This window comes from Xanthomonas sp. WHRI 7945, assembly GCF_035026585.1.
Genome location: NZ_JAYIQP010000001.1, coordinates 268,418 through 292,781, shown reverse-complemented (window position 1 = coordinate 292,781; position 24,364 = coordinate 268,418). Strand labels below are relative to the sequence as shown.

Below are 24,364 nucleotides of genomic sequence, written 5' to 3'. Positions count from 1 at the left end.
ACGCCGCGCATGTGGCGCAGACCGCGAACGGCTCCGGTCGCCCACGCACGCAAGCTGCGCCAGCACAGCATGCATTCTGCTCGCAGGCCGGCGCACCACGTCAATGTGCGCTGGCGCGCAGCCGCAACAGCTCGCGCAGTTCGTACTTGTCGGTCTCGTCCAGGCCTTGCGCGCGTTGCTTGGCCTGCAGTTCCTCCAGCCGCTGCTGCAGGGTCTGCCGCTCCAGTTGCACCACCACGTCGTGCAGTTCCTGGCGCCAGCTGGCGGTCTCGCCGGGAATCTCCTGCACCGCCAGTTTCTGCAGCGCGGCCAGTTCCTCGCGTTCGTGGAAGTGTTCGAGCAGCGCGCCGGTGGTGATCTCCGGGCGCGTGTGCACGATCTCCAGCAGCTCGATCATCAGTTCGATGCCGGGCAGGCGCAGGCCGGCGAACGGGTAGGGCGGCGGCAGGTCCAGCGCCAGCGAAGGCGTATGCAGCAGGCGCACGATCGCCTCGCGCACCAGGCTGCGCTTCTGCGTGGGCCGCACCGCGCGCGGCGGCGGCTTGGCCGGCTGCGCGGCGGCGGGCGCGGGGCCGCCGATGCCGGTGATCTCGGCCAGGCGCTGGCGCATCAGGTCGCCGAAGGCGCCATCGGGGATCTGCGCCAGCATTGGCCGTGCGCGTTCGGCCAGCCGCGCCTTGCCGTCGAGCGTGGCCAGGTTGACCTCGCGCGAGAGTTCGTCGAAGAAGAACTGCGACAGCGGCGTGGCCTGCTGCAGGCGCGCGGCGAAGCCGTCGGCGCCTTCCTTGCGCACGATGCTGTCCGGGTCCTCGCCGTCGGGCAGGAACAGGAAGAACGCCTGGCGTCCGTCCTTCATCCGCGGCAACACCGATTCCAGCGCCTTCCAGCCGGCGCGGCGGCCGGCGGCGTCGCCGTCGAAGCAGAAGAACACGTCCGGCGCGTTGCGGAACAGCAGCTCGGCGTGCTCGGAGGTGGTCGCGGTGCCCAGCGTCGCCACCGCCTGGGTAACGCCGAACTGGAACAGCGAGACCACGTCCATGTAGCCTTCGACCACGATCAGCCGCTCGATCTTCTGGTTGGCCTGGCGCACCTGCCACAGGCCATACAGCTCGCGGCCCTTGTGGAACAGCGCGGTTTCCGGCGAGTTCAGGTACTTGGGGCCGTCGTCCTTGTCCATGACCCGGCCGCCGAAGGCGATGACCCGGCCGCGGCGGTCGAAGATCGGGAACATGACCCGGTCGCGGAACTTGTCGTAGACGTGGCCGCGCTCGTTCTTGGAGAACAGCCCGGCGCGCTCGAGCAGCTTGTGGCGGCGCTCGTCGGTGCCCAGCGCGTCCTTCAGCGCGCTGAAGCCGTCCGGCGCGTAGCCGATCTGGAAGCGCGTGCGGTTGTCCGCGTCCACGCCGCGGCCGTCGAGATAGCTGCGCGCCTTGTCGCTGGATTCGAGCTGGCGCTGGAAGAACTTGGTCGCCGCGTCCAGCGCCGAGTACAGGTCGCGATGGTCGTCGCCGGCGGCCTGCGCGGCGCCGCGCTGCTGCGCGTCGCGCGGCACTTCCATGCCGGCGCGCTTGGCCAGTTCGTCGACCGCGTCGAGGAACTCGAGGCGGTCGTAGTTCATCAGGAAGCTGATCGCGGTGCCGTGCGCGCCGCAGCCGAAGCAGTGGTAGAACTGCTTGGTCGGCGACACCGTGAACGAGGCCGAGCGCTCGTCGTGGAACGGGCAGCGCGCCGCGTATTCCTTGCCCTGGCGCTTCAGCGGCACGCGCGTGCCGACCACCTCGACGATGTCGGTGCGGGCGAGCAGGTCGTCGATGAATGCGTCGGGGATGCGGGCCATGGGCGATAGGATGCCATGCGTCCGCGCCGCGGCCACGGATCGGGCCGCAAACCCTGGCGTTGCGGTGCTACAGCTGCGGCGGAATCGCCGTGATCGCGCTGGCGTCGATCCCGGCGGCGGCCAGCTTGCGCCGCGAGCGCAGGCGTTCGTCGATCACCGCGGTGATTAGCGCGCCGACGAAGAACACCACGGTGGCGTAGTAGATCCACACCAGCAGGATCACCAGCGCGCCCATCGAGCCGTAGGCGCTGCCCGGTGCGGCGGTGGCGATGTACAGGCCGATCGCATAGCGCCCGGCCACGAACAGGCAGGCGGTGATGGCGCCGCCGATCACCGCCTGGCGCCACTCCACGCGCCGGTCCGGCAGGTAGTGGTAGAGCACGGCGAAGGCCAGGATGTAGATCGCCAGCGTGGAGACGTAGCCCACCGCGGGCAGCAGCGACGGCAGGCGCGCGAACAGCACCTGCACCACCGTGGTCAGGATCATCGAGATCAGCAGCAGAAAGCCCAGTCCCAGCACCACGCCGAAGGAGAACACGCGCTTCTTCAGCCACGCCATGACGCCTTCCAGGCGCTGCTTGTCGGTGCGGAAGATCAGGTTCAGCGCGTTCTGCAGCTGCGCGAACACCGCGGTGGCGCCGACGAACAGCAGCAGCGTGCTCCACAGCCCGGCCAGCGAACCGACGCTGGGCTGGTTCTTGGCGTTGTCGATGATGGTCTGCGCCACTTCGCGCGCGCCGTGCCCGGCCAGCTGCCCGATCTGCTCGATGAAGGCCTGCTGCGCCTGCGGGTACAGCGAGGCGGTCAGCCACAGCAGCAACACCAGCAGCGGCGCCAGCGACAGCAGCGCATAGAACGACAGCGACGCGGCCTGGGTCATCACGTCGATCTCGACGAAGCGCCGCAGCAGCGCCGCCGGCAGGCTCTGCTGCAGGCGTTCGAGGTGTTTTTGCAGGCGGGTGGGCGACAGCGACAGGGACATGGGAGCGGGCACGGCCTTCGGCGGCGCGCGGCATCGCGATGCCGGGCCCGCGCTGCGCGAAAAAGTGTCGCGGGTCGCCGGCGTTGTAGCAGCCGGCGGCCGAAAGGCGGGTGAAACCCGCCGCCGGATCAACCGGCCAGTTGCTGCTTGACCAGCACCGAGACCAGGCCCATGTCGGCCTTGCCGGCCAGCGCCGGCTTCAGCACGGCCATCAGCTTGCCCATGTCGGCCGCGCCGCTGGCGCCGGTCTGCGCGATCGCGGCCTGGATCGCGGCGACGATCTCGGCCTCGCCGAGCTTGGCCGGCAGGTAGCGCTCGATCACCACGATCTCCTCGCGCTCGATCGATGCCAGGTCCTCGCGGCCGGCCGCGGCGTACTGGCTCACCGAATCCTTGCGCTGCTTGACCATCTTGTCCATCAACGCCAGCACCGCGGCGTCGTCCACGTCCTTGCGCTCGTCCACTTCCTTCTGCTTGATCGCGGCGTTGATCAGCCGGATCACGCCCAGGCTGTGCGTGTCGCGGGCCTTCATCGCGGCCTTCATGTCGTCGATGAGCTGCTGCTTGAGGGTCATGAGGGGCTCCAGGGGGAAGGGAAAAGAAGGGCGTTCATTCTAGGCGCTGCGCACGTCGGCGCCGGGCCGGGCGCATGCGGGGGCGCGAGCGGAGCAGGACGGGTGCGCCTGCGGCTGGCGAGGCCGCACGGCTGCCAATAACGCTGCCGGGGCCAGGAGATCGCTGCACCGGTGCGGCCGGCGAAGAATCCGGGCCACACAAAAAGCCGGCGACGCTTGCGCGTGCCGGCTTCGTGGGCTTACCGTAGCGGATGCCGAAACCGGCACAACCCGCTACCGCAAACCGCGATCCTCAGTACAGACGCTGACGCTTGGTGACGTCGCGAGACGTCCGGCGCAGCTGACGCTTCACCGCGGCTGCGGCCTTGCGCTTGCGTTCCTGGGTCGGCTTTTCGTAGAACTCGCGCTTGCGGGTTTCGGCCAGCACGCCGGCCTTTTCGCAGGTGCGCTTGAAGCGACGGAGCGCAAACTCGAAGGGCTCGTTCTCGCGGACTTTGACGCTGGGCATGGAATCTCCGGGACACAATGGTGACCGGGTCACGCCCGGCGAGCCGCACATTATAGCGACTGATTTCCTGGCTGCAAGCGGGGCGTTTGCCTGCCGCCGATTCGGCCCCACAATGGCATCCATGAGAGTCCTCGGCATCGAATCCAGCTGCGACGAAACCGGCGTCGCCGTCTACGACACCGCCCTGTCCGGCGCGGCCGCGCTGCGCGCGCACGGGCTGTACAGCCAGATCGCGCTGCACGCCGAATACGGCGGTGTGGTGCCGGAACTGGCCAGCCGCGACCACGTGCGCAAGCTGCTGCCGCTGATCCGCCAGACCCTGGCCGAGGCCGGGCTCGACGTGCGCGACCTGGACGGGGTGGCGTACACCGCCGGCCCGGGCCTGGTCGGCGCGCTGCTGGTCGGCGCCGGCGTCGCCCGCGCGCTGGCCTGGGCGCTGGAGGTGCCGGCGATCGGCGTCCACCATATGGAAGGCCACCTGCTGGCGCCGCTGATGGAGGACCCGGACCCGGTGCACGGCGTGCCGGCGCCGCCGTTCGTGGCGCTGCTGGTGTCCGGCGGGCATACCCAGCTGATCGCGGTGGAGGCGATCGGCCAGTACCGGCTGCTCGGCGAGACCCTGGACGATGCGGCCGGCGAAGCCTTCGACAAGACCGCCAAGATGATGGGCCTGCCGTACCCGGGCGGCCCGCAGCTGGCCGCGCTGGCCGCCCAGGGCACGCCGGGCCGGTTCCGCTTCGCGCGGCCGATGACCGACCGCCCAGGGCTGGATTTCAGCTTCTCCGGGCTCAAGACCCAGGTGCTGCTGGCCTGGCGCGGCAGCGACCAGAGCGAGGCCACCCGCGCCGACATCGCCCGCGGCTTCGAGGACGCGGTGGTGGACACGCTGGCGATCAAGTGCGAGCGCGCGCTGCAGGCGGCCGGCAGCGACACCATCGTGGTCGCCGGCGGCGTCGGCGCCAACCTGCGCCTGCGCGCCAAGCTGCAGGCGATGGCGCAGGCGCGCGGCGGCCGCGCCTGCTTCCCGCGCCCGGCGCTGTGCACCGACAACGGCGCGATGATCGCCTTCGCCGGCGCACTGCGCCTGCAGGCCGGACAGTCCAGCGACGCGGCGGTGCGGGTGACGCCGCGCTGGGACATGGCGGCGCTGCCGCCGTTGGCGGCAGCGCGGGATTCGGGATTGGGGATTGGGGATTCGTAGAAGCGGCTGCGTGCGGGCTCCGGTCTCTGCTTTTGCCTCTGCTTTCGCCTTTGCTCTTACCATTCCCGAATCCCCGATCCCGAATCCCTGCCCCCAATGGATAAAGTTTTCATCGAAGGTCTGGAAATCGACGCGCTGATCGGCATCTACGATTGGGAGCGGCGGATCCGGCAGACCTTGCGCTTCGACCTGGAGATGGGCTTCGACAACCGCGTGCCGGCGGCCAGCGACGACATCGCCGATACGCTCAACTACAAGGCGGTCAGCAAGCGCCTGGTGGAACTGGTCGAGCAGTCCGACTGCGGCCTGGTGGAGACGCTGGCCGAGCGCTGCGCGGCCGCGGTGCTGGCCGAGTTCGACGTGCGCTGGCTGCGCCTGAAGCTGAGCAAGCCGGGCGCGGTGCGCGGCGCGCAGGCGGTGGGCGTGATCATCGAGCGCAGCCGCGACGGCTGAGCGCGGCCTGCGCCGGCGCCGCTTGACGCTCATTCCGGTTCCGTGCATGTTGCTGTGCAACGCAACATCTGGCCGATCGCGCTCGGTGGCGTACAACGACGGGGCACGATGGACTGGAGCAAGTACCGCACGGCCACCTACGACGAGCTGATCCAGGCCGATGGCCAGCCGCGTCCCGCCGCCCGCCGGGTCATCGAATACCTGTCCAGCCTTTCGGGGCGCGAATTGTCCGAACGCCAGCTCGCCGCCGATGTCGCCGCGCGGGTCATGGGCATCACCTTCACCGTCTATTCCGATGGCCGCAACGTCGACCGCACGCTGCCGTTCGACCTGATCCCGCGGGTGATCCCGCTGCGCGAATGGGAGCGCACCGAGGCCGGGCTGAAGCAGCGCATGCGCGCGCTCAACCTGTTCATCGGCGACGTCTACGGCGCGCAGCGCATCGTCAAGGACAAGGTGTTCCCGGCGATGCTGCTGGAGCACTCGGTGAACTTCCGCCCGCAATGCGTGGGCATTACGCCGGCGCTGGGGGTGTGGGCGCACATCTGCGGCTCGGACCTGGTGCGCGATGCCGACGGCACGCTGTACGCGCTGGAGGACAACCTGCGCATTCCCAGCGGCGTGTCGTACATGCTGGAAAACCGCATGGTCGCCAAGCGCGTGTTTCCCGAACTGTTCGAGACCAGCGCGATCCTGCCGGTGGACGAGTATCCCTCGCAGCTGTACGACACCCTGGCCGCGCTGTCGCCGCGGCCCGGCGACCAGCCGGTGATCGCGCTGCTGACCCCGGGCATCTTCAACAGCGCGTATTTCGAGCATGCCTACCTGGCGCAGGCGATGGGCATCGAGCTAGTCGAGGGCGACGACCTGTTCGTCGCCGACGACGACTGCACCTACATGCGCACCATCTACGGGCCGCGCCGGGTCGATGTGATCTATCGCCGGGTCGACGACCTGTTCATCGATCCGGAGGTGTTCCACCCCGATTCGGTGCTAGGCGTGCCCGGGCTGATCCGCAGCTGGCGCGCCGGCAAGGTGGCGCTGGCCAACGCGCCCGGCGCCGGCGTGGCCGACGACAAGGTGGTGTTCGCCTACGTGCCGAAGATGATCCGCTACTACCTGGACGAGGAGCCGATCCTGCCCAACGTGCCCAGCTACCTGTGCCACGACGACAAGGATCGCCAATACGTGCTCGAGCATCTCGACCAGCTGGTGGTGAAGCCGGCCAACGAATCGGGCGGCTACGGCATGCTGATCGGGCCGCGCTCGACCAAGCGCCAGCGCGACGAGTTCCGCAGGCTGATTCAGGCCGACCCGCGCAACTACATGGCGCAGCCGACGCTGGGCCTGTCCACCGCGCCGATCGTGACCGAGGTCGGTCCGTCGGCGCGGCACCTGGACCTGCGCCCGTTCATCCTGTCGCGCGAAGACGTCTACGTCACCACCGGCGGGCTGACCCGGGTGGCGATGGAAGAGGGTTCGCTGGTGGTCAATTCCTCGCAGGGCGGCGGCGCCAAGGACACCTGGGTGGTGGATCTGGACGAGGAGACGGACTGATGCTCTCGCGCGTCGCCGACAACCTCTACTGGTTCAGCCGCTACGTGCGCCGTGCCGAGACCACCGCGCGCCTGGTCGGCGTGGGCAGTCTGCTGCAGCTGGACCTGCCGCGCTCGGTGCGCTTCGCCTGGCGGCCGATGATCGACACGGTCGGCGCCGGCGAGATCTTCAACGTGTGGTTCCCGCAGGCCGGCGACGACGTCGGCGATGCCGACGTGGTGCGTTTCCTGCTGCTGGACGAGCGCAATCCGTCCTCGCTGCGCACTTCGGCGCGGCAGGCGCGCGAGCTGCTGCGCGGCATCCGCGACACGCTGCCGCAGGAAGTGTGGGAGGCGGTCAACGACCTGCACCTGTACATCGACGCCAACGGCGAGCGCAGCGTCGGCCGCCGCTACCGGATGGAGTTCCTCGGCCACGTCACCGACGCCTGCCTGAAGGTGTCCGGCCTGCTCACCGCCAACGTCAGCCGCGACATCGGCTTCCAGTTCCTGCGCCTGGGTACGGCGATCGAACAGGCCGACATGACCACGCGGATCATCGATGCCGGCGCCTCGGGCCTGATCACCCCGCGCAAGGCCGACGATCTGGAGGCCTACCAGAACATGCAGTGGATGAGCGTGCTGCGCTCGCTGGCGGCCTACCAGATGTACCGCCGCCACGTGCGCCAGCGCGTCACCGGCGAGCACGCGCTGCGCTTCCTGCTGCAGAACAACGATTTCCCGCGCAGCGTGCATTTCTGCCTGACCCGCGCCCAGCACATCCTGCCGACGATGCCGCCGCGGCCGAACGTGGAGCGCGCGCTGATGCGGATCAACGGGCTGGTGCGCAACGCCGACCCGGCCTACCTGGCGCGGCACAATCCGGCCGAGTTCATGGACGAGATCCAGACCCATCTGGGCCATCTGCATACGGCGATCGCCGAGGCCTACTTCAGTTCCTGAGCGCCCGTTGCGGCGTCGCGCCGGTCCTCGCCGCAGCCGCGAGGGTCTGCGGTCGGCGTCGCAGGGTTGGTGAGACGCAATCGGGTGCCGTGCCGGAGGCAGGAGAGGCGCGATCGCGGCTGCGCCCGGCAGTTGTCGTGTGTGCCTGGCTTGACCGCCGCGCATGGCGGTCTCGTGCCGCAAACGGCGGGATTGCGGGATCCGGAGGCGTATGGAGCTCCCGGCGGGCAGGGCGGGCGCGGCGGTAGACAGTTTGCTGAATAGGCGAATCCGGCCGCACAATTTGCTCTTTCGACTGGCCGGAGAGCTAGAATTGACGGCTATGTAAACGTTTTCTCAAAGGACCCCATGGCTTCGGATCGTATCGAATCGCTCATCGCCCGCATGACCGTCGAAGAGAAGGTCGGCCAGCTCGGCGTCTTCGCCGACATGGTGCGCCCGTTCGCGCCGGACGTGAATCCGGAAGCGAACGTCAGCAATGCCGATGAGGTGCTGCAGCAGGTGCGCGCCGGCCGGGTCGGCTCGCTGTTCAATGGCGTAGGCGCCGAACTGGGGCGGCGGATCCAGCAGACGGCGCTGGAAGAGAGCCGCCTGGGCATTCCGGTGATCCTGGCCGCGGACGTGATCCACGGCATGCGCACCGTGTTCCCGATCCCGCTGGGCGAGGCCGCCAGCTTCGAGCCAGACCTCGCCGAGCGCACTGCGCGCGCCACCGCGATCGAGGCCACCGCCGCCGGCATCCACTGGACCTATGCGCCGGCGGTGGACATCGCCCGCGACCAGCGCTGGGGCCGTGGCGCCGAGGGCGCCGGCGAGGACGTGGTGCTGGGCTGCGCGTTCGCCGCCGCGCGCGTGCGCGGCTTCCAGGGCCCGGACCTGCGCGCGCACGACGCGCTGCTGGCCACGCCCAAGCATTTCGCCGCCTACGGCGCGGTCGCCGCGGGCATGGACTACAACAGCGTGGACATCGCCCCGCAGACCCTGCGCGACGTGCACCTGCCGCCGTTCCAGGCCGCGTTCGGCGCCGGCGCGCTGAGCGTGATGACCTCGTTCAACGACATCAACGGCGTGCCGGCCAGCGCCAACCACGAGCTGCTGACCGAGATCCTGCGCGGCGAGTGGAACTTCCCCGGCGTGGTCATCTCCGACTACACCGCCGACATGGAGCTGATCGCGCACGGCTATGCCGCCGACGAGCGCGACGCGACCAAGAAGGCGTTCCTGGCCGGCATGGACATGAGCATGCAGAGCGGCTTCTACGCCGCGCATCTGCCGTCGCTGGTGGCCGATGGCGAAGTGCCGATGGCCGCGCTGGACGCGGCGGTGCGGCGGGTGCTGGCGCTGAAGGAGGCGATCGGCCTGTTCGACGATCCGTACCGCTCGCTGGACCCGGCGCGCGAGGCCGACCAGTCGCACATCGTCGCGCACGATGCGTTGTCGCGCGAGGCGGCGCGGCGCTCGATCGTGCTGCTGAAGAACGACGGCGACGTGCTGCCGCTGCGCAAGCGCGGGCAGAAGATCGCGCTGATCGGGCCGTTCGTGCAGGACCGCGAGAACATCGAGGGCTGCTGGACGCTGTTCGGCGACAAGACCCGCTACGTGACCCTGGAGGCCGGCGTGCGCGCGGCGCTCGAAGACGCCGACGCGCTGAGCGTGCTGCCGGGCTGCGACCTGGAAGCGCCGCTGGACGGCGGCATCGAGGCGGCGGTGGCCGCCGCGCGCGCCGCCGACGTGGTGGTGCTGGCGCTGGGCGAGCCGCAGCGCTACAGCGGCGAGGCGCAGTCGCGCACGCAGATCGTGCTGCCGCCGGCGCAGCAGGCGCTGGCCGAGGCAGTGGCCGCCACCGGCACGCCGCTGGTGGTGCTGCTGCGCAATGGCCGCGCGCTGGCGCTGCAGGGCGCGGTGCGCGACGCGGCGGCGATCGCGGTGACCTGGTACCTGGGCACGCAGACCGGCCCGGCGGTGGCCGACGTGCTGTTCGGCGACTACAACCCGTCGGCACGCCTGCCGGTCAGCTTCCCGCTCGATCCGGGCCAGCAGCCGTACTTCTACAACCATGCGCGCACCGGCCGGCCGGAACTGCCGACGATGAGCGAGTTCAAGGCGCGCTGGCGCGAGATCCCGAACGCGCCGCTGTATCCGTTCGGCCACGGCATCGGCTACACCCGCTTCGCCTACGGCACGCCGCAGCTGGATCACGTGCAACTGGGTTGGGACGACACGCTGACTGTGACCACCCGCATCGACAACGTCGGCGAGCGCGCCGGCGAGGAAGTGGTGCAGTTGTACGTGCACGACCGCGTCGCCAGCCGGGTGCGCCCGGTGCGCGAGCTGAAAGGCTTCCGCAAGGTGCAGCTGGCGCCGGGGCAGAGCGTGGAGGTGGTGTTCACCCTGGACCGCCGCGCGCTGGCCTTCAGCGGCCGCGACGGCCGCTTCGAGGCCGAGCCGGGGCTGTTCGACCTGTGGGTGTGCGCCTCCTCGGCCAGCGGCGAACCGGTCGGCTTCGAACTGCTGGCGCAGGCGTAAGGCCTCGCGGGCTTCCGTGCAGGCGGGGCGCCCGGCGGCATGCCGCGCGGCCAACCCCTGCGCGGCCCGTGGCGGGTTCCTGTCTACCGCGCGCGGGCGCGTCGCGTGACCGCGGCCACGGCTTGGCCGCTGCATGCTTGCCGTCTACGCCTGGTTTGCTAGGTTCGGCGTTCGACCCCATCCGATAGGTGCACGTCATGCAACGTTCTCTCCTGGGCCTGGCCTGTGCGTTGGCAGTGAGTCTGGCCGTGTCCGCCGCGCACGCGGCGCCGGCGACCAAGACGGCGGAGCGGCGCGGCGACTGGCCGTTTTCGGCCACGCCGTTCGCCACCTTCAACGAGCCTTGGGCGATGAGCTTCCTGCCCGACGGCAGCGCCCTGGTCAGCGAGAAGCGCGGCACGCTGAAGCGCTTCGACCCGGCCAGCGGCCGCACCGGCACGGTCAGCGGCGTGCCCGCGGTCGCCTACGGCGGCCAGGGCGGATTCGGCGACGTGCTGCCGCACCCAGGCTTCGCCCAGAACGGCTGGGTCTATCTGAGCTACGCCGAGGCCGGCAGCGGCGACACCCGCGGCGGCGCGGTGGCGCGCGCCAAGCTGACCCTGGACGGCAATGGCGGCGGCGCGCTGTCGCAGCTGAAGGTGATCTGGCGCCAGCAGCCCAAGGTGTCCGGCCAGGGCCACTATGGCCACCGCCTGGCGTTCGGGCCGGACGGCAAGCTGTGGATCAGCTCCAGCGAGCGGCAGAAGTTCGATCCGGCGCAGGACATGAGCGGCAACCTGGGCAAGATCGTGCGCCTCAACGACGACGGCAGCGTGCCGGCCGACAACCCGTTCGCGCGCCGCGGCGGCGTCGCGGCGCAGGTGTGGTCGCTCGGCCACCGCAACGTGCTCGGCCTGGCCTTCGACGCCAAGGGCCAGCTGTGGGAACACGAGATGGGCCCGGCCGGCGGCGACGAACTGAACCTGATCCAGCGCGGCACCAACTACGGCTATCCGATCGTCTCCAACGGCGACCATTACGACGGCCGGCCGATCCCCGATCACAGCACGCGCCCGGAGTTCGCCGCACCGAAGGTCAGCTGGACCCCGGTGATCTCGCCGGCCGGCTTCGTCATCTACAGCGGCAGCGTGTTCCCGCAATGGCGCGGCAACGGCTTCATCGGCGGACTGTCCTCGCAGTCGCTGGTGCGCATCGAGTTCAACGGCGAGAGCGCGCGCGAAGCGGCGCGTTACGACATGGGCAAGCGCATCCGCGAGGTGGAGCAGGGCCCGGACGGCGCGCTGTGGCTGCTGGAAGACGGCAGCGGTGGGCGTTTGTTGAAGCTGCAGCCGTTGGAGAGTTGATCGGTGAACGTGGCCGGCGCGCCTCGTGCAGGGCGCGCCGGCGGTCTTGCAAGCGGCAACGCCTATGGGCTTGCCGAGGCTGCGGGACGCGGCTGCAGCCGCTCCTGCATGAGGCTTGGTCGTCTGTCGTAGCGACTCAATCCTGGCCCGCCCGCTCCCAGGCACGGCGCACCGCATGCCGCGCCTTGCTCCAGCTCAGCGTCTGCGAGCCCTTGGTGCTGTCCCAGTCGCGATGCAGTTCGGCTTCCACCTGCTCGTAGGCGCGATTGAAGTTGCGCACGCGCGCCTCGTGTCCGGCGTGATACGCCGGCTCGTAGTCCTCGAAACGCTCGCCTTCGCTGTAGTACGGCTCCTCGGCGAAGCGCTCGCGCCAATATTGCGAGACCAGGCTGCGGTCGTCGTCGTTGGGTTCGCGGCCGGGAATCTGATAGGGAACGCTCATCGTCGTCTCCTGTGCGGATGTGGCAGCGACGTTAGCGGCGGCAGCGTTAATGCGGTTCCAGCGCCGCGTGATCGGTGCATGAAGCGTCGTGCACGCCGTTGCTGCACACCGGCGCGACCTGCAGCTCCGACAGCGCGCCGCTGCCGTGGGCATTCAACTTGAGCCTGGTCCGCGCCACCGCGGGTATCGCCTTTGCCGACCTCGGCATAGCTCAGGTAGACCCAGCCGTTCTGAGCGAAGCCCGGGTGCGGCAGCACGTCGCCAACGCCGCCCGCTGACTTTCGCCGGTGCCGCGGCCTGTGCCGCGAGACCGCCAGATCCAAGGCAAGACTGCAAGCCAGACCCAGAGAAGAACGTTGCATGGCGCCATCTGTCGGATGGAGGATCTAACACCAGGCTGGCACCCAGCGCTGGCACCAGGCATGCATCGTCCAACCAAAGCGAAACAGCCGCCAGCCGTCATAATATCGGACGATTAACAAACGGGATCTAATGAAGGTGAGCGGAATATCGGATGCGGAGTTTATTGAAGGGGCCTTTATTCAGGAGGGCGTGAGTCCGGTCGCGGGTATCATCATCGCTGCCTGTACGCTTGGCGACGATCATGACAACCCAAAAAACAGGATCGGCGTTAGGAGGCAGGATGTCTGGCTCGAGTTCGGGTTGTCTGCAGAAGCTATTCTCTCGATTGATGCCGCTACTGACGGCTCTGCTTACATCTTGGGAGAGAACGGTTCAGTCGTGCGTTTCGACTGGAAATCGCCAACAAGAGAGGAGCTCAAAGCCTCGCGGAAGGCCTACGCAAACCCTGCCGTCGGTAACATCGGCCCACTGCGGAGACTTCGTATCATAGGTGGCGATGTGATCTGCGCAGGATCTGTCGGCCAGGTCTATCGCTTACTTGGCGATCGGTTCGAGACGCTGCCGAAGTTAAGCGTTGGCTATCAGGATGTGACAATCGAGGATGTCGCCGGAAGCAGTCGCAGCGACGTTGTCGCTGTAACTTCCGATGGTTACGCCGCGCATTTCGACGGTAAAAATTGGACCGTGCTTGATCTGCCAACCAAGGCAGGTCTTACCAGTATCTGCCGGTTGGACAACGGCCACTATGCCATTGTTGGCAAGCATGGGGCTGTACTGATCGGCGTTGCAGATCAATGGTCCATTGTTCAGCCGATCGACACGAGGAGAAGTTACTGGGGGGTTGCGACATATAACGATGAAATATATGCAGCGCATTTGGCCGGCGTGGACAAAGTTGCCGGACAGACGTTGATTGCCTTGGATATAGAAGAAGCAGACCTCCAATTCACAGTGCTTCGAAGCAGCGCCGAAGGGGTGTTGTCCTTTGCGGACAGAACGATCGGAGTGATCCGCGATGATCGCTGGCAAACGATAATGAAGTGATGCGTGCTAAGGGCGCGTAGCAATTTGGAGCCCGACATCTGGCAATGTTGTGGAGCCGGTCACGGATGTGGCTCGCGTTGGCGACGGCGTTGAGCTGGACATCGCGATGCCACCTGCGACGAATCGAGTCGGTGCATGTCGGTGCTGGGGTAGCAAACCACTCACCGCCGCGTGCGCGCAGGCAGCCACCTTTGCAGGCATCGTTGGCTGATCCAAAGATTCGATAACGGCGATGCGGCACCCCGGGAACGAGGACGCCGGCTCGGCCGCGGCCCAGGCGCCGGCTGCGTGCCCCCCGCCGATGGCTTACGATCCGCGGCAACGCCGCTCATCGCCCCGCAGGATTCCATGGCCGCCACCGGTCTCGCCTTGTTCACGCCATACCTGGCCACTGCCGGCATCGGCTGGCTGTATTACCGGCGCCTCCGCCGCTATTTCGGTCGCCAGCCCTGGCAGCCACGGCGGACCGTGGCGCGGATGCTGCTGCTGGTGCTGGCGACCGCGGGGCTGACCTACCTGGCAGCGGTGTTGCCGCCGGTCCGTCTGGGCATGGCGCTGGGTGTGGTGGCCGGTGCGGCGTTGGGCGCCTTCGCCTTGCACCACACCCGCATCGAACTGCGCGATGGCGCGCGTTTCTATACGCCAAATCCGTGGATCGGGGCCGGGCTCAGCGTGCTGCTGATCGGGCGCCTGGCCTGGCGCTGGGCCAGCGGTGCGTTTTCCGGCGGCGGCGCGCAATCGCTGCAGAACGCCAGCCCGCTGACCCTGGCGATCGCCGCGGCGCTGATCGGCTACTCGCTGGTGCACACCGGCGGCTTGCTGCTGCGCATGCGCGCGCTGGCGCCGCCGCCGCATTCTTAGCCCTGCCGTCACCACGGGACGCGCGGCGGCGGCCTACGCTCACTGCGCGGCAGCGGCGGACTCGTAGGGCAGCGCTGTGGTGCCGGCGTTGCGCAGTGCGGCATCGGCGGCGTCGAGCTGCGGCGACTCGCCTTCGATCACGACCAGGACGCGGCCGGCCTCGATTTCCTCTTCGAAGTTGCGCCGCACCGGATCCGGCACGGTGGCGCCGACCAGCGCCGAGGACCAACTGCCGACCAGCGCGCCGGCGATGGCCATCACCCCGGCGCCGGCCAGGGTGATGCCCAGCGGCGGCACCGCGATCGCCGCCAGCCCGGCGAGCAGGCCGGCCGCGCCGCCGCCCATCGCACCGCGCGCGGCGGCCGGCAAGGTGTCGGTCTTGACGTCCTTGCGTTCGTCGGGAATCGCGTCCAGTTCGATGTCGCCGCGCGCGATCAGCGACAGGTCGTCGTTGTCGATGCCGGCGCTGCGCGCCGCTTGCAGGGCGCGGGTGGCGGTGGCCACGTCGGGGGCGCTGTAGACACGGCGTAGTTTCATCGCGGACTCCGGCATCGATCGAGGCGGGCGCCCAGGGTCGAAGCGATGCGGTTACCCGCGCGTGACAATCGCGCAAGGCCGCGTGAAGGCCTTACGCCGCCCCCTTGCGCGGGAAGCAGTAGAACAGCGCGCCGACCAGCAGCGCCACGCCGGCCGCGGCCAGGTTCTGCCAGCTGGCGCTGAGCAGCAGCGCCAATGCCAGCAGCAGCGCCGCCAGCGGGATCAGCGGGCCGCCCGGCAGATGCAGCGCGCCGGGACGGTCGCCGTAGCGCCGTGCCAGCACCAGCACCGCCGCGGCGGTGCCGATGTAGGCGAACAGGCGGGTGACCATCGACAGCAGCGCCAGCTGCACGAACGAGCCGGACAGCGCCAACGCCAGCGACAGCACGCCCTGCAGCAGGATCGCCGCGGCCGGGGTGCGGAAGCGCGGATGCACGCGGGCCAGGAACGCCGGTCCATAGCCATCCTGCGCGAGCGCGAACAGGAAGCGCGGCCCCAGCATCACCGTGTTGCTGGTGGTGCCGAGGATGGAGATGGTGGCGCCGACGGTGAGGATCAGCGCCAGCGCCTCGCCGCCGAAGCCGCTGGCGGCATCGGCCAACGGCGTCGCCGACTGCGCCACGTTCGCCAGCGTGCCCTGCGCGACCACCTGCACCGCGGCGTAGATCAGGGTGACGGTGACGATCATGGTGATCAGCGCGAACGGTACGTCGCGGCGCGGATTGCGGTATTCGCCGGCGGCGGCGGGGATGTTCTCGAAGCCGGCGTAGGCGAACAGCAGCAACAAGGCCGCCTCGCCCATGTTGCCGAAGTCGCGCGGATCCGGCGCCTGGCCGGAGAACGCCCACGACCAGTCCACGTAGAACAGGCCGATCGCCACGAACAGCAGCAGCGGCACCAGCTTGCCGATCACCAGCGCCACGCCGGTGCGCGCGGCCGATTTCACTCCGATCACGTTGATCGCGGTGAGCAGGCCGAGTGAGCCGACCACGATCGCCAGGCGCGCGCCGCCGCCGGCCGCGGCCGGCCAGAAGCGCACCACCGCATCGGCCAGGCCGTTGCCGAGCGCGGCGGCCGAACTGATCCGGGTCAGCCAGATCATCCAGCCGATCTCGAAACCGGCGAAGCGGCCGAATGCCTCGCGCGCATACAGATAACTGCCGCCGGGTTCGTCGAAATAGCTGGCGGCCTGCGCGTAGCACAGCACCAGCAAGCCCACCGCCAGCCCGGCCAGCAGCACCGCCCACAGGCTCATCGGCCCGAGCAGCGCGGCGGTGGCGGCGGGCAGCAGGTAGATGCCGCTGCCGATCACGTCGTTGATCGACAGGCCGACGATCTGCCAGCGGCTGACCGCGCGGACCAGGCTCGGTTCGGGCGCGTTGCTCACGGTGCCGGCTCCGCCGCGGGCAGCGTCCAGGCGGTGCGCAGGCGCTGGTAGTCCTTGCGCGGCAGCAGCACGAACAGCGGCGCGGCGTCCGGCCGCAGCCAGGCCAGCAGGCGCTGCATGTCGGCCGGTTCCATCGCGGTGCAGCCGGCGGTGGCTTCGCCCGGCGCGCGCCACAGGTGGGCGAAGATGCAGCTGCCGGCGCCCGGCCGTGCCTGCGGGTTGTGGCCGATCACGAAGCCTTCCTCGTAGCGGCGATCGCCGTCGTGGTGCAGGTCCAGGCGCATCGGCTCGGTCGAGCCGGCGACCGCCTCGGCACCGACCCGGTCGGCGTCGACGATGCGGTTGTACAGCGGCGAATCGGGCACGTCGATGCAGTAGCTGCTCTGCTGCATCGGTTGGTAGGGCAGCGCGCTGTCGATGCGCTGCGCGTAGCCGAAGGCCTCGCCGATGGTGAAGATGCCGGCCGGGCTGCGGCCGTCGCCTTCGCGCTTCTGTGGGCCGTCGGCCTGCGCCGGATGCAGGCCCAGGCCCCAGGCGCTGCCGTTGCGGCCGAGCGTCACATCGAAGCGCTGGCCGTGCGCGCGCCAGCCCTGCGCGGTGCGTTCGAACGCTTGCAGTTGGCCGCGCGGGCTGTCCCAGTCCGGCGCCATCACCAGCACCAGCTGGCGCGCCTGCTGCAGTGCCGGCGGCGCGGTGCCGTCGGTGGCGGTACCGGCCAGGCCGGGGCCGGCGACGGCGGCGCACAGCAGCATCAGCGCTGCGCGCCATGTGCGGCGGGCGGCGCCGGTCTGCGTCAGGGCGGACAACCATGGGAACTTCGGCATGCGCATCTCCGGTCGCGATCGGGCATGGAACAGGTACTGGACCCGTTCCAGGGCCGCCGCGCGTTGCCGGCGGCGGTCAGGGTGGCGGCACAACGGCACTCGCACGATGTCGGGTGGGCGCTCTGCAATAGTGCACGTTACCGTAGTTGTTCGGTGCGTGGCGGCGGTCGTGTGCGCGGTTGCGTGGGCAGTGGCTCGATGCGGCAGGCGCGGCGGTGCGTGGTGCAGCAAGTCCGGCGGGTTGGTCGCGGTTCGATTCGGCTTGTGTCGGCCATTGCCTCTACGTGTTGGTCGCCACTGTTGGCTATGTATCTTCCGCGGCCGTGCAGCCGTCGTACCCGTCATTGTTGCCGTGGCCATGCCATGCCATGCAGTGCCGTGGTCGTGGTCGTGGTCGTGGTCGTGGCTGTTGCTGTTGCTGTTGCTGTGGTTGTTGCTGTTGCTGTTGCTTTACCGGTCCCTTACGTAGCGGCGAATAGGGCGGGAAAAACCCCGAAGGGGCGGCGCACAGGGATGTGCGCCGTTCGCGGCAGGGGCAGGATGCCCCTTCCGCGAATCCCGTCCTATTCGCGGACCCGGAGCGCGCAGCGCGTAGGGCGAGGAGGCAGGGTGTGCTTTCTTTTGGTTACTTTTCTTTGCACAAGCAAAGAAAAGTAACTCGCCAAAGGCGAAAGCTTTGCTCTTGCTCTTGCGATGGCAGTGGGAAGGATCCTTGTAGGAGCGGCTTCAGCCGCGACTGGTTCTGTCAGGAAAGCGTCGCGGCTGAAGCCGCTCCTACAAAGCAAACGTTTGAAGCAAACAAAAGCAACGGCGAAGCAAAGGCTTCCGCCCTTGGCGGGTCACTTTTCTTTGCTCGTGCAAAGAAAAGTAACCAAAAGAAAGCACGCCCTGCCTGCGCGCCCTCCGCGCTGCGCGCTACGGGTCCGCGAATGCACCGGGGATTCGCGGAAGGGGCATCCTGCCCCTGCCGCGAACGGCGCACATCCATGTGCGCCGCCCCTGCGGGGTTTTTCCCCGGTCCATCCGCCGCTGCGGAAGGGAACCCGGTAAGTCAAAAGCAACAGCAACAGCAATAGTCAGAGTCAGAGCCAGAGCCAGAGCAACAGCCAGAGCAACAGCTAGAGCAACAGCTAGAGCAACAGCAAAGGCAGAGGTAGATCAGAACAGGCAAGGCAAAGGCAAAAGCAAGCCAAGGCGGCAAACCGTTCAGGGCTGCGTGGCGTTTTAATCGACGATCGCAATCGTAATCGTGTTGTAAGCAGCTGCACTGCAATGGCCTTGGCATGCCCGCACATGCGCCAACAGGCTCGCATTACCCGCGCGGCGGCAGCAGCTCCAGGCCGCGGATCTCGCGGATGCCCAGGCCAGGCGCGTCGGTGATGGTGATCTGCGAGTCGTTGAAGATCACCCCGCCCTCCACCGGGTTGAACAGGCCCAGCGATGGGCCGTCCAGGTCCACCTTGGTGATGACGTCGGCCTTGGCCACCGCCAGGTGCACCGCCGCCGCCACGCTGATGCTCGACTCGAGCATGCAGCCGATCATGCATTGCACCCCGTACAGCGCCGCGATGTCGGCGATGCGGATCGCGTTGGACAGTCCCCCGGCCTTCATCAGCTTGATGTTGATGATGTCCGCCGCGCGGCGCTGGATCAGGTCGAAAACCTGCGCCGGCGCGAATACGCTCTCGTCGGCCATCACCGGCGTGTTCACCCGCTCGGTCACGTACTTCAGGCCATCGATGTCCCAGGCCTTGACCGGCTGCTCCAGCAGCTCCAGCGCCACCCCGGCGTCTTCCAGCGTGCGCATCGCGTACACCGCCTGCTTCGGCGTCCAGCCCTGGTTGGCGTCCAGGCGCAGCAGCGCGCGGCCGTCGACCGCGGCGTGGATCGCCTTGACCCGCTCGATGTCCACGTCGATGTCCTTGCCGACCTTGATCTTCAGCGCAGTGAAGCCGCGCGCGAGCGCCGACAGCGCATCGGCCACCATCTTGTCGACGGCGTCCACGCTGATGGTGATGTCGGTGGCGATGGCCGGCGTGCCGCCGCCGAGCATCTTGTACAGCGGCGCGCCGTACAGCTGCGCCCACAGGTCGTAGACCGCGATCTCCACCGCGGCCTTGGCGCTGCCGTTGCGCTCCAGCGCGCCCTGGATCAGCCCGGTCAGCCGGTTGAGGTTGGCGACGTCCTCGCCGACCAGGCGCGGCGTGATGAAGCCGTCGATCGCCGCGACGATCGAGCCGTGGGTGTCGCCGGTGATCGGTGCGGTCGCCGGCGCTTCGCCATAGCCGATGTGGCCGCTGTCGGTGTGGACCAGCACGATCACGTCCTCGACCGTCTCCACGGTGCGCAGCGCGGTCTTGAACGGGGTCTTCAGCGGCACGCGCAACATGCCCAGCTGGATATCGGTGATCTTCATTCGGTGGCGACCGGGCGGACGCGTTGGATGCGGGTGATGCGGTCGATGAAGGGCGTGCCGTCGCCGAGCAGCATCGGCTCCAGCGGGGTCACCGAGACGCCGTTGAGGCGCACGCGCTGCAACTGCCCGCTCGCGTCGCGGTAGCTGGCGCCAGCGACGTCGTGGATCACCCAGGTGTGGCCGCGGTCGTGGCCGATCACCATCATCACGTGGCCGGGGATGTAGACCAGGTCGCCGACCTGCAGCTGCGCCAGCGCCCGCTGCCGTTGCACCAGCGGCGCGGTGGCGGCGTAGGGCACGGCGGCGAGGCTGGGGCTGCGCGCCTGGTCGCCGGTATTGCGCGGCAAGGCGATGCCCAGGCTGCGGTAGACGTCGGAGACGAAGCCGCTGCAGTCACGCGCGTCGTAGTCGTTGCCCCAGCCGTAGCGCTCGCCGAGAAACTTGAACGCTTGCCGCAGCAGATTGCGTTGGGTGGCCGCCAGCGGCGCGGTGGCGACGTCGGCGCCGCGTGGCACCAGCGCGGGCGCCAGCCGCAGCCGGCCGTCGTCGCCGCGCAACGGCAGTTGCACCACGTACGCGGCCAATGGCGACTGGCCGTTGACCAGCTGTTGCGCCGGCCAGTCTTCGCGCAGCGGCAGGGTGCTGCCCATGTCCAGCGCTACCTGCGACGCGGCCTGCAGTTCCGGGGTGAACGCGGTCAGCGCGCGGGCGCCGGTCACCACCAGCCGCGGCGTGCGCCGCGCGTAGTCCAGCACCACGGCGCGGTCGCCTTCGGCGACGCGGTCGCGTTCGATCCACGCTGCATAGTTCGGCGCCAGCACGAACAGCCACTGGCCGTCGCCGCTGGCGTGCAGGATCGCCACCGCGGTGCCGGGATACAGCGCCGATTCCTGGAAGCGGTCGATGTCGTGGTCGTCGCGGCCGCTGAACGCGCGTTGCCGGGTGGGGAAGGTGCGCAGGTCGGCGCGGCGCACCACCAGCGCGTAACGCGGCGCGACTTGCGCGGGGACCGCGTCCAGCCCTAGCGCAGAGTGCAAGGCGGCCAGCTGCGCGGCGTCGAGCATGGCGCCGCTCGCGTCGTAGAGCGTGCGCGTCGGCGATGCCGACAGCGCCAGCACCTGCGCGCGCACCTGTTCTGCGCTGTAGCGTTCGGGCAGCGCCTGCAGGTCGTGCATCGACGCATCGTGGCGCAGCAGATGCGCGTTGAAGGACTGCACCTGCGCCGCGTCGAGCAGCGGGCGTTGCGCAGCGGGCAGGCGCGCGATCCAGTAGTCCGCCTGCAACTGGCTGGCACGCACCTGGAACGGCACCGTGTCGTCGGCGCTTGCCGCCAGCACCGGGCCGCTCAGCGCTGCGGCCAGCAGCAAGCACAGGCCACGCATCGTGTTCATCGGACCCCGCGAGATGGAAAGCGTATCGACGGCTGCGCGTCGCTTCGGAATAGTCTTTTTCCCGATTCGGCTTGTCAAGAAGAGTTGATTGACAGGCTGTTTTGCGCCGTGTTACACCCGAAAGACAGGAGCGAGGAGCCGACGCCGACAGGCGCTGGTTCCGCCAGCAGCGAGACGAGGGCCTGGAACTACGGCGCACGTCGCAGGGGTCGCCGTTCGGTATGCGCACCTGGGGGAAGTCGAGGAATAGAAGGAGGGCGCCGTGCTGCGGCCGTGCGTCGTGTTGTCCGCGTGGGTGCCCAGGAAGGCGGCCGGCTGTTGGCCTGCGTCGGCTCGGGTCATCGTCGTCAGCGTCGTCGCTTGCAGGAGAGAGCCGCGTGTCCGATCCAATCCATGTTTCCCGTCCCCGTCTGCGTCCATCCGGTCTGGCCCTCGCGTTGCTGGCCGTGCTGGCATTGCCGCCACTCGCCGCCGCGCAGGACGCGCCCACCGCCACGCGCGACCTGGACAAGGTCACCGTCACCGGTTCGCGCATCGCACGCTCGCAGGTGGAAGGCCCGGCGCCGGTGACTGTGATCACCGCGCAGGAGATCCAGAAGCAGGGCTTCAGCACGGTGTGGGAGTCGCTCGGCACGCTGACCCAGTTCAGCGGCAGCGCCTTCAACGAAAGCGACCAGACCGGCAGTTCGCCCAACGGCCAGTTCCTCAACCTGCGCGGTCTGGGTCCGGGCTATCAGCTGATCCTGCTCAACGGCAAGCGCATGGCCGACTACCCGCAGTCCTACGGCGCCAACGGCACCGCGGTCAGCCTGGGCAGCATCCCCGCCGCGGCGGTGGAACGCATCGAGGTGATGAGCGGCGGCGCCTCAGCGATCTATGGGTCCGACGCAGTGGCCGGCGTGGTCAACATCATCACCAAGCGCGATTTCAGCGGCGACACGCTGCGCCTGCGCGGCGGCACCACCACGCGTGGCGGCGGCGACAGCGGGCAGCTGCAATGGAGCGGCGGACGCACCGGCGACCGCTGGAGCCTGACCTACGCGTTCGAGCGGATGGACCGCGAGGCGATCGTCGCCAGCCAGCGCGACTTCATGGATTCCTACGACGACCATCCGGCCAACAAGGCCGACCCGTCCAGTCCCAATGCGTCGATCTCCGGCGTCTACCTGCGCCGCGGCAACACCTATCTGTGGCCGAGCGGCGGCGCGCTGTCGACCTCGGCCAGCGCACTGGACAGCGCCTGCGCGGCGACCAATCCTGCGTTCGCGCCCTACAAGACCGCCGACAACCTGGCCGCGGCCAACCGCTGCGGCGCGTTCGGCTACTACGAAGGCCGCTCGGTGCAGAACGGCTACGGCAAGACCTCGGCCTACCTGTCCGGCACCTTCGATTTCAGCGGCGACGTCACCGGCTATGCGCAGGTGCTGGCCAATCGCTCCAAGGACGAAAGCTCCAGCCAGACCCACTACTACATCGGCGAAGGCGCCTTCACCGTCTACGATCCGGACCTGGGCCTGGTCACCGCGCAGCGCATCTTCCTGCCGTCTGAAGTGGGGGGCATCAAGAACATCGAATACGACGAGAAATCCTGGAACCTCAACGCCGGCGTGCGCGGCAAGCTGTTCGACGGCCGCTTCGACTGGGACGCGAGCGTGTCGATGTCGCGCTACGACATCACCACCCGGCGCCCGCGCTTCCTGACCAATGCGGTGCGCGACTACTACATGGGGCCGGTGCTCGGTTATCGGCCCGACGGCACCGAGATCCGCGAGTTCTACGCCGACAAGCTGTTCGCGCCGGGCAGCGCGGCGCTGTACGACCAGCTCACCACCGACGTGGTGAGCCGCGGCGAATCCAGCACCGACCAGGCGCAGTTCGTGTTCAGCGGCGACCTGTTCGAGCTGCCGGCCGGCATGCTGCAGATCGCCACCGTGCTGGAGGCGGCGCGGCAGAAGTACGATCTCGCGCCGGATCCGCGCACCACCGTGGATTACACCGGCAGCGAGCGCATCTACAACCTGACCCAGACCCCGGGCGGCGGCCCGCGCGACCGCTATGCCGCCGGCCTGGAGCTGCGCGTGCCGATCTTCAGCCGGCTCAGCGCCACGCTGGCCGGCCGCTACGACAAGTACGACGACATCACCTCGGTCGACGACGCCACCACCTGGCAGGCCGGGCTGGAATGGCGGCCGTTCGACAGCCTGCTGCTGCGCGGCAGCCATGCCACCAGCTTCCGCGCGCCGGACCTGCTGTGGATCTACGCCGGCACCAGCGCCAACAATCCCACCGTCACCGACGAATACCTGTGTCGCCGCGATGGCCTGGATCCGCTGTCGGCGGCGTGTTCGAGCGCGCACGAATACCAGACCTTCTCCACCCAGTCGTCCAATCCGTTGCTGGAGGAGGAGAAGGGGAAATCGACCACGCTGGGCTTCGTCTGGGACGTGCTGCCGACGCTGTCGCTGAGCGCGGACTACTACCGGATCGAACTGGAAGGCCGGGTCGAATCGATCTCCAGCGAGAGCCTGCTGGAGAACAACGCCAACTGCCTGCTCGGCAGCGACCGCGCCGGCAATGCGGTCGATACCGCTTCGGCCGCCTGCCAGTTCTACATCCAGTCGGTGACCCGCAGCCCCGGCACCGACCTCACCGCCGAAGGCCAGATCACCGCGTTCGAGACCTTCCCGATCAACCAGTCGCTGATGCGCACCGACGGCGTGGACGCCAACCTGCGCTACAGCGTCGATCTCGGCGACTGGGGCGCGTTCGGCCTGCAGGCCGGCTACACGCACGTGCTGAAGATGGAAGTGGCGCAGTTCGCCGGAGCCAAGCCGGTGGACGTGATGAACGACGTCGATTACCTGGCGTTCCGCACCCGCACCAACTGGCGCCTGAACTGGAGCATCGGCGACTGGTCGACCAGCCTGTACGGCTACCGCTACGGCTCGCGTCCCAACTACGCCGAGACCGGGCGCGTGGCGCCGTACGTGGTGTGGAACGCGGACATCGCCAAGCAGATCACCGACAAGGCCACGCTCGGCATCAGCGTGCTGAACGTGTTCGACAAGATTCACCCGCGCGACGACAGCTACACGGCCTGGCCGTACTTCCCGCGCGTGTACGGCGCGATCGGCCGCCAGCTGTATGCCAATTTCACCTACACCTTCTGAGCAGGC

General features: G+C 68.7%; 20 protein-coding genes. 9 read left to right on the top strand and 11 right to left on the bottom strand.

Annotated features, from left to right (window positions below; genetic code table 11):
• Positions 1 to 100: 100 nt before the first annotated feature.
• The 4 genes from dnaG to rpsU form a co-directional block, all read right to left on the bottom strand.
• Complete coding sequence (gene dnaG, locus VDQ83_RS01105; protein ID WP_455433552.1) at positions 101 to 1,837, bottom strand: DNA primase; 1,737 nt, start codon at positions 1,835 to 1,837, stop codon at positions 101 to 103.
• A gap of 67 nt (positions 1,838 to 1,904) precedes the next feature.
• On the bottom strand, positions 1,905 to 2,819 hold the full coding sequence (locus tag VDQ83_RS01100; protein WP_263396019.1) for a YihY/virulence factor BrkB family protein: 915 nt from the start codon (positions 2,817 to 2,819) through the stop codon (positions 1,905 to 1,907).
• Positions 2,820 to 2,947: 128 nt separating this feature from the next.
• On the bottom strand, positions 2,948 to 3,394 hold the full coding sequence (locus VDQ83_RS01095) for a GatB/YqeY domain-containing protein (RefSeq protein WP_263396018.1): 447 nt from the start codon (positions 3,392 to 3,394) through the stop codon (positions 2,948 to 2,950).
• 292 nt (positions 3,395 to 3,686) lie between these two features.
• Entirely contained in the window at positions 3,687 to 3,902 is a 216-nt protein-coding gene (rpsU, locus tag VDQ83_RS01090) for a 30S ribosomal protein S21 (RefSeq protein ID WP_003465342.1), read from the bottom strand.
• 121 nt (positions 3,903 to 4,023) lie between these two features.
• Here rpsU and tsaD point away from each other — a divergent pair, with 121 nt between their 5' ends.
• The 6 genes from tsaD (at position 4,024) to VDQ83_RS01060 (ending at position 11,923) form a co-directional block, all read left to right on the top strand.
• Complete coding sequence (gene tsaD, locus VDQ83_RS01085) at positions 4,024 to 5,103, top strand: tRNA (adenosine(37)-N6)-threonylcarbamoyltransferase complex transferase subunit TsaD (protein ID WP_455433551.1); 1,080 nt, start codon at positions 4,024 to 4,026, stop codon at positions 5,101 to 5,103.
• A 96-nt stretch (positions 5,104 to 5,199) separates the two neighbouring features.
• Positions 5,200 to 5,556 carry a dihydroneopterin aldolase gene (gene folB / locus VDQ83_RS01080; RefSeq protein WP_263396016.1) on the top strand — a complete coding sequence of 119 codons (357 nt, stop codon included), beginning with the start codon at positions 5,200 to 5,202 and terminating at the stop codon, positions 5,554 to 5,556.
• A gap of 108 nt (positions 5,557 to 5,664) precedes the next feature.
• A complete protein-coding gene (locus VDQ83_RS01075) occupies positions 5,665 to 7,113 on the top strand; it encodes a circularly permuted type 2 ATP-grasp protein (protein WP_263396015.1) in 1,449 nt (482 codons plus the stop codon).
• Positions 7,113 to 8,054 carry an alpha-E domain-containing protein gene (locus VDQ83_RS01070; protein WP_263396014.1) on the top strand — a complete coding sequence of 314 codons (942 nt, stop codon included), beginning with the start codon at positions 7,113 to 7,115 and terminating at the stop codon, positions 8,052 to 8,054. Before VDQ83_RS01075 ends, VDQ83_RS01070 begins: the two co-directional genes overlap by 1 nt.
• A 348-nt stretch (positions 8,055 to 8,402) precedes the next feature.
• Entirely contained in the window at positions 8,403 to 10,580 is a 2,178-nt protein-coding gene (locus tag VDQ83_RS01065; protein WP_455433550.1) for a glycoside hydrolase family 3 N-terminal domain-containing protein, read from the top strand.
• 197 nt (positions 10,581 to 10,777) lie between these two features.
• Positions 10,778 to 11,923: a PQQ-dependent sugar dehydrogenase gene (locus VDQ83_RS01060; protein ID WP_455433549.1), complete on the top strand. Its 1,146-nt coding sequence runs from the start codon at positions 10,778 to 10,780 to the stop codon at positions 11,921 to 11,923.
• Between the two features lie 136 nt (positions 11,924 to 12,059).
• Here VDQ83_RS01060 and VDQ83_RS01055 read toward each other — a convergent pair whose 3' ends face one another.
• Both VDQ83_RS01055 and VDQ83_RS01050 read right to left on the bottom strand, forming a co-directional pair.
• A complete protein-coding gene (locus tag VDQ83_RS01055) occupies positions 12,060 to 12,365 on the bottom strand; it encodes a hypothetical protein (protein ID WP_263396011.1) in 306 nt (101 codons plus the stop codon).
• Entirely contained in the window at positions 12,362 to 12,727 is a 366-nt protein-coding gene (locus VDQ83_RS01050; protein ID WP_455433548.1) for a PQQ-dependent sugar dehydrogenase, read from the bottom strand. Before VDQ83_RS01050 ends, VDQ83_RS01055 begins: the two co-directional genes overlap by 4 nt.
• Positions 12,728 to 12,857: 130 nt before the next feature.
• Between VDQ83_RS01050 and VDQ83_RS01045 the strand changes: the two genes are divergently transcribed.
• The gene (locus VDQ83_RS01045) at positions 12,858 to 13,772 is read left to right on the top strand and encodes a hypothetical protein (protein WP_455433547.1); all 915 of its coding nucleotides are present in this window, start codon (positions 12,858 to 12,860) and stop codon (positions 13,770 to 13,772) included.
• A gap of 348 nt (positions 13,773 to 14,120) precedes the next feature.
• Entirely contained in the window at positions 14,121 to 14,633 is a 513-nt protein-coding gene (locus tag VDQ83_RS01040; RefSeq protein ID WP_455433546.1) for a hypothetical protein, read from the top strand.
• A gap of 39 nt (positions 14,634 to 14,672) precedes the next feature.
• Here VDQ83_RS01040 and VDQ83_RS01035 read toward each other — a convergent pair whose 3' ends face one another.
• The 5 genes from VDQ83_RS01035 to VDQ83_RS01015 form a co-directional block, all read right to left on the bottom strand.
• Positions 14,673 to 15,170 carry a hypothetical protein gene (locus VDQ83_RS01035; RefSeq protein ID WP_455433545.1) on the bottom strand — a complete coding sequence of 166 codons (498 nt, stop codon included), beginning with the start codon at positions 15,168 to 15,170 and terminating at the stop codon, positions 14,673 to 14,675.
• Between the two features lie 91 nt (positions 15,171 to 15,261).
• The gene (locus VDQ83_RS01030) at positions 15,262 to 16,557 is read right to left on the bottom strand and encodes an APC family permease (protein ID WP_309922201.1); all 1,296 of its coding nucleotides are present in this window, start codon (positions 16,555 to 16,557) and stop codon (positions 15,262 to 15,264) included.
• Positions 16,554 to 17,309: a L,D-transpeptidase family protein gene (locus VDQ83_RS01025; protein WP_455433669.1), complete on the bottom strand. Its 756-nt coding sequence runs from the start codon at positions 17,307 to 17,309 to the stop codon at positions 16,554 to 16,556. The genes VDQ83_RS01030 and VDQ83_RS01025 overlap by 4 nt, the downstream gene beginning before the upstream one ends.
• Before the next feature lie 1,384 nt (positions 17,310 to 18,693).
• On the bottom strand, positions 18,694 to 19,797 hold the full coding sequence (locus tag VDQ83_RS01020) for a dipeptide epimerase (protein WP_455433544.1): 1,104 nt from the start codon (positions 19,795 to 19,797) through the stop codon (positions 18,694 to 18,696).
• Positions 19,794 to 21,188: a C40 family peptidase gene (locus tag VDQ83_RS01015; protein ID WP_455433543.1), complete on the bottom strand. Its 1,395-nt coding sequence runs from the start codon at positions 21,186 to 21,188 to the stop codon at positions 19,794 to 19,796. The genes VDQ83_RS01020 and VDQ83_RS01015 overlap by 4 nt, the downstream gene beginning before the upstream one ends.
• Positions 21,189 to 21,565: 377 nt before the next feature.
• Between VDQ83_RS01015 and VDQ83_RS01010 the strand changes: the two genes are divergently transcribed.
• The gene (locus VDQ83_RS01010) at positions 21,566 to 24,358 is read left to right on the top strand and encodes a TonB-dependent receptor plug domain-containing protein (RefSeq protein WP_455433542.1); all 2,793 of its coding nucleotides are present in this window, start codon (positions 21,566 to 21,568) and stop codon (positions 24,356 to 24,358) included.
• Positions 24,359 to 24,364: the final 6 nt, after the last annotated feature.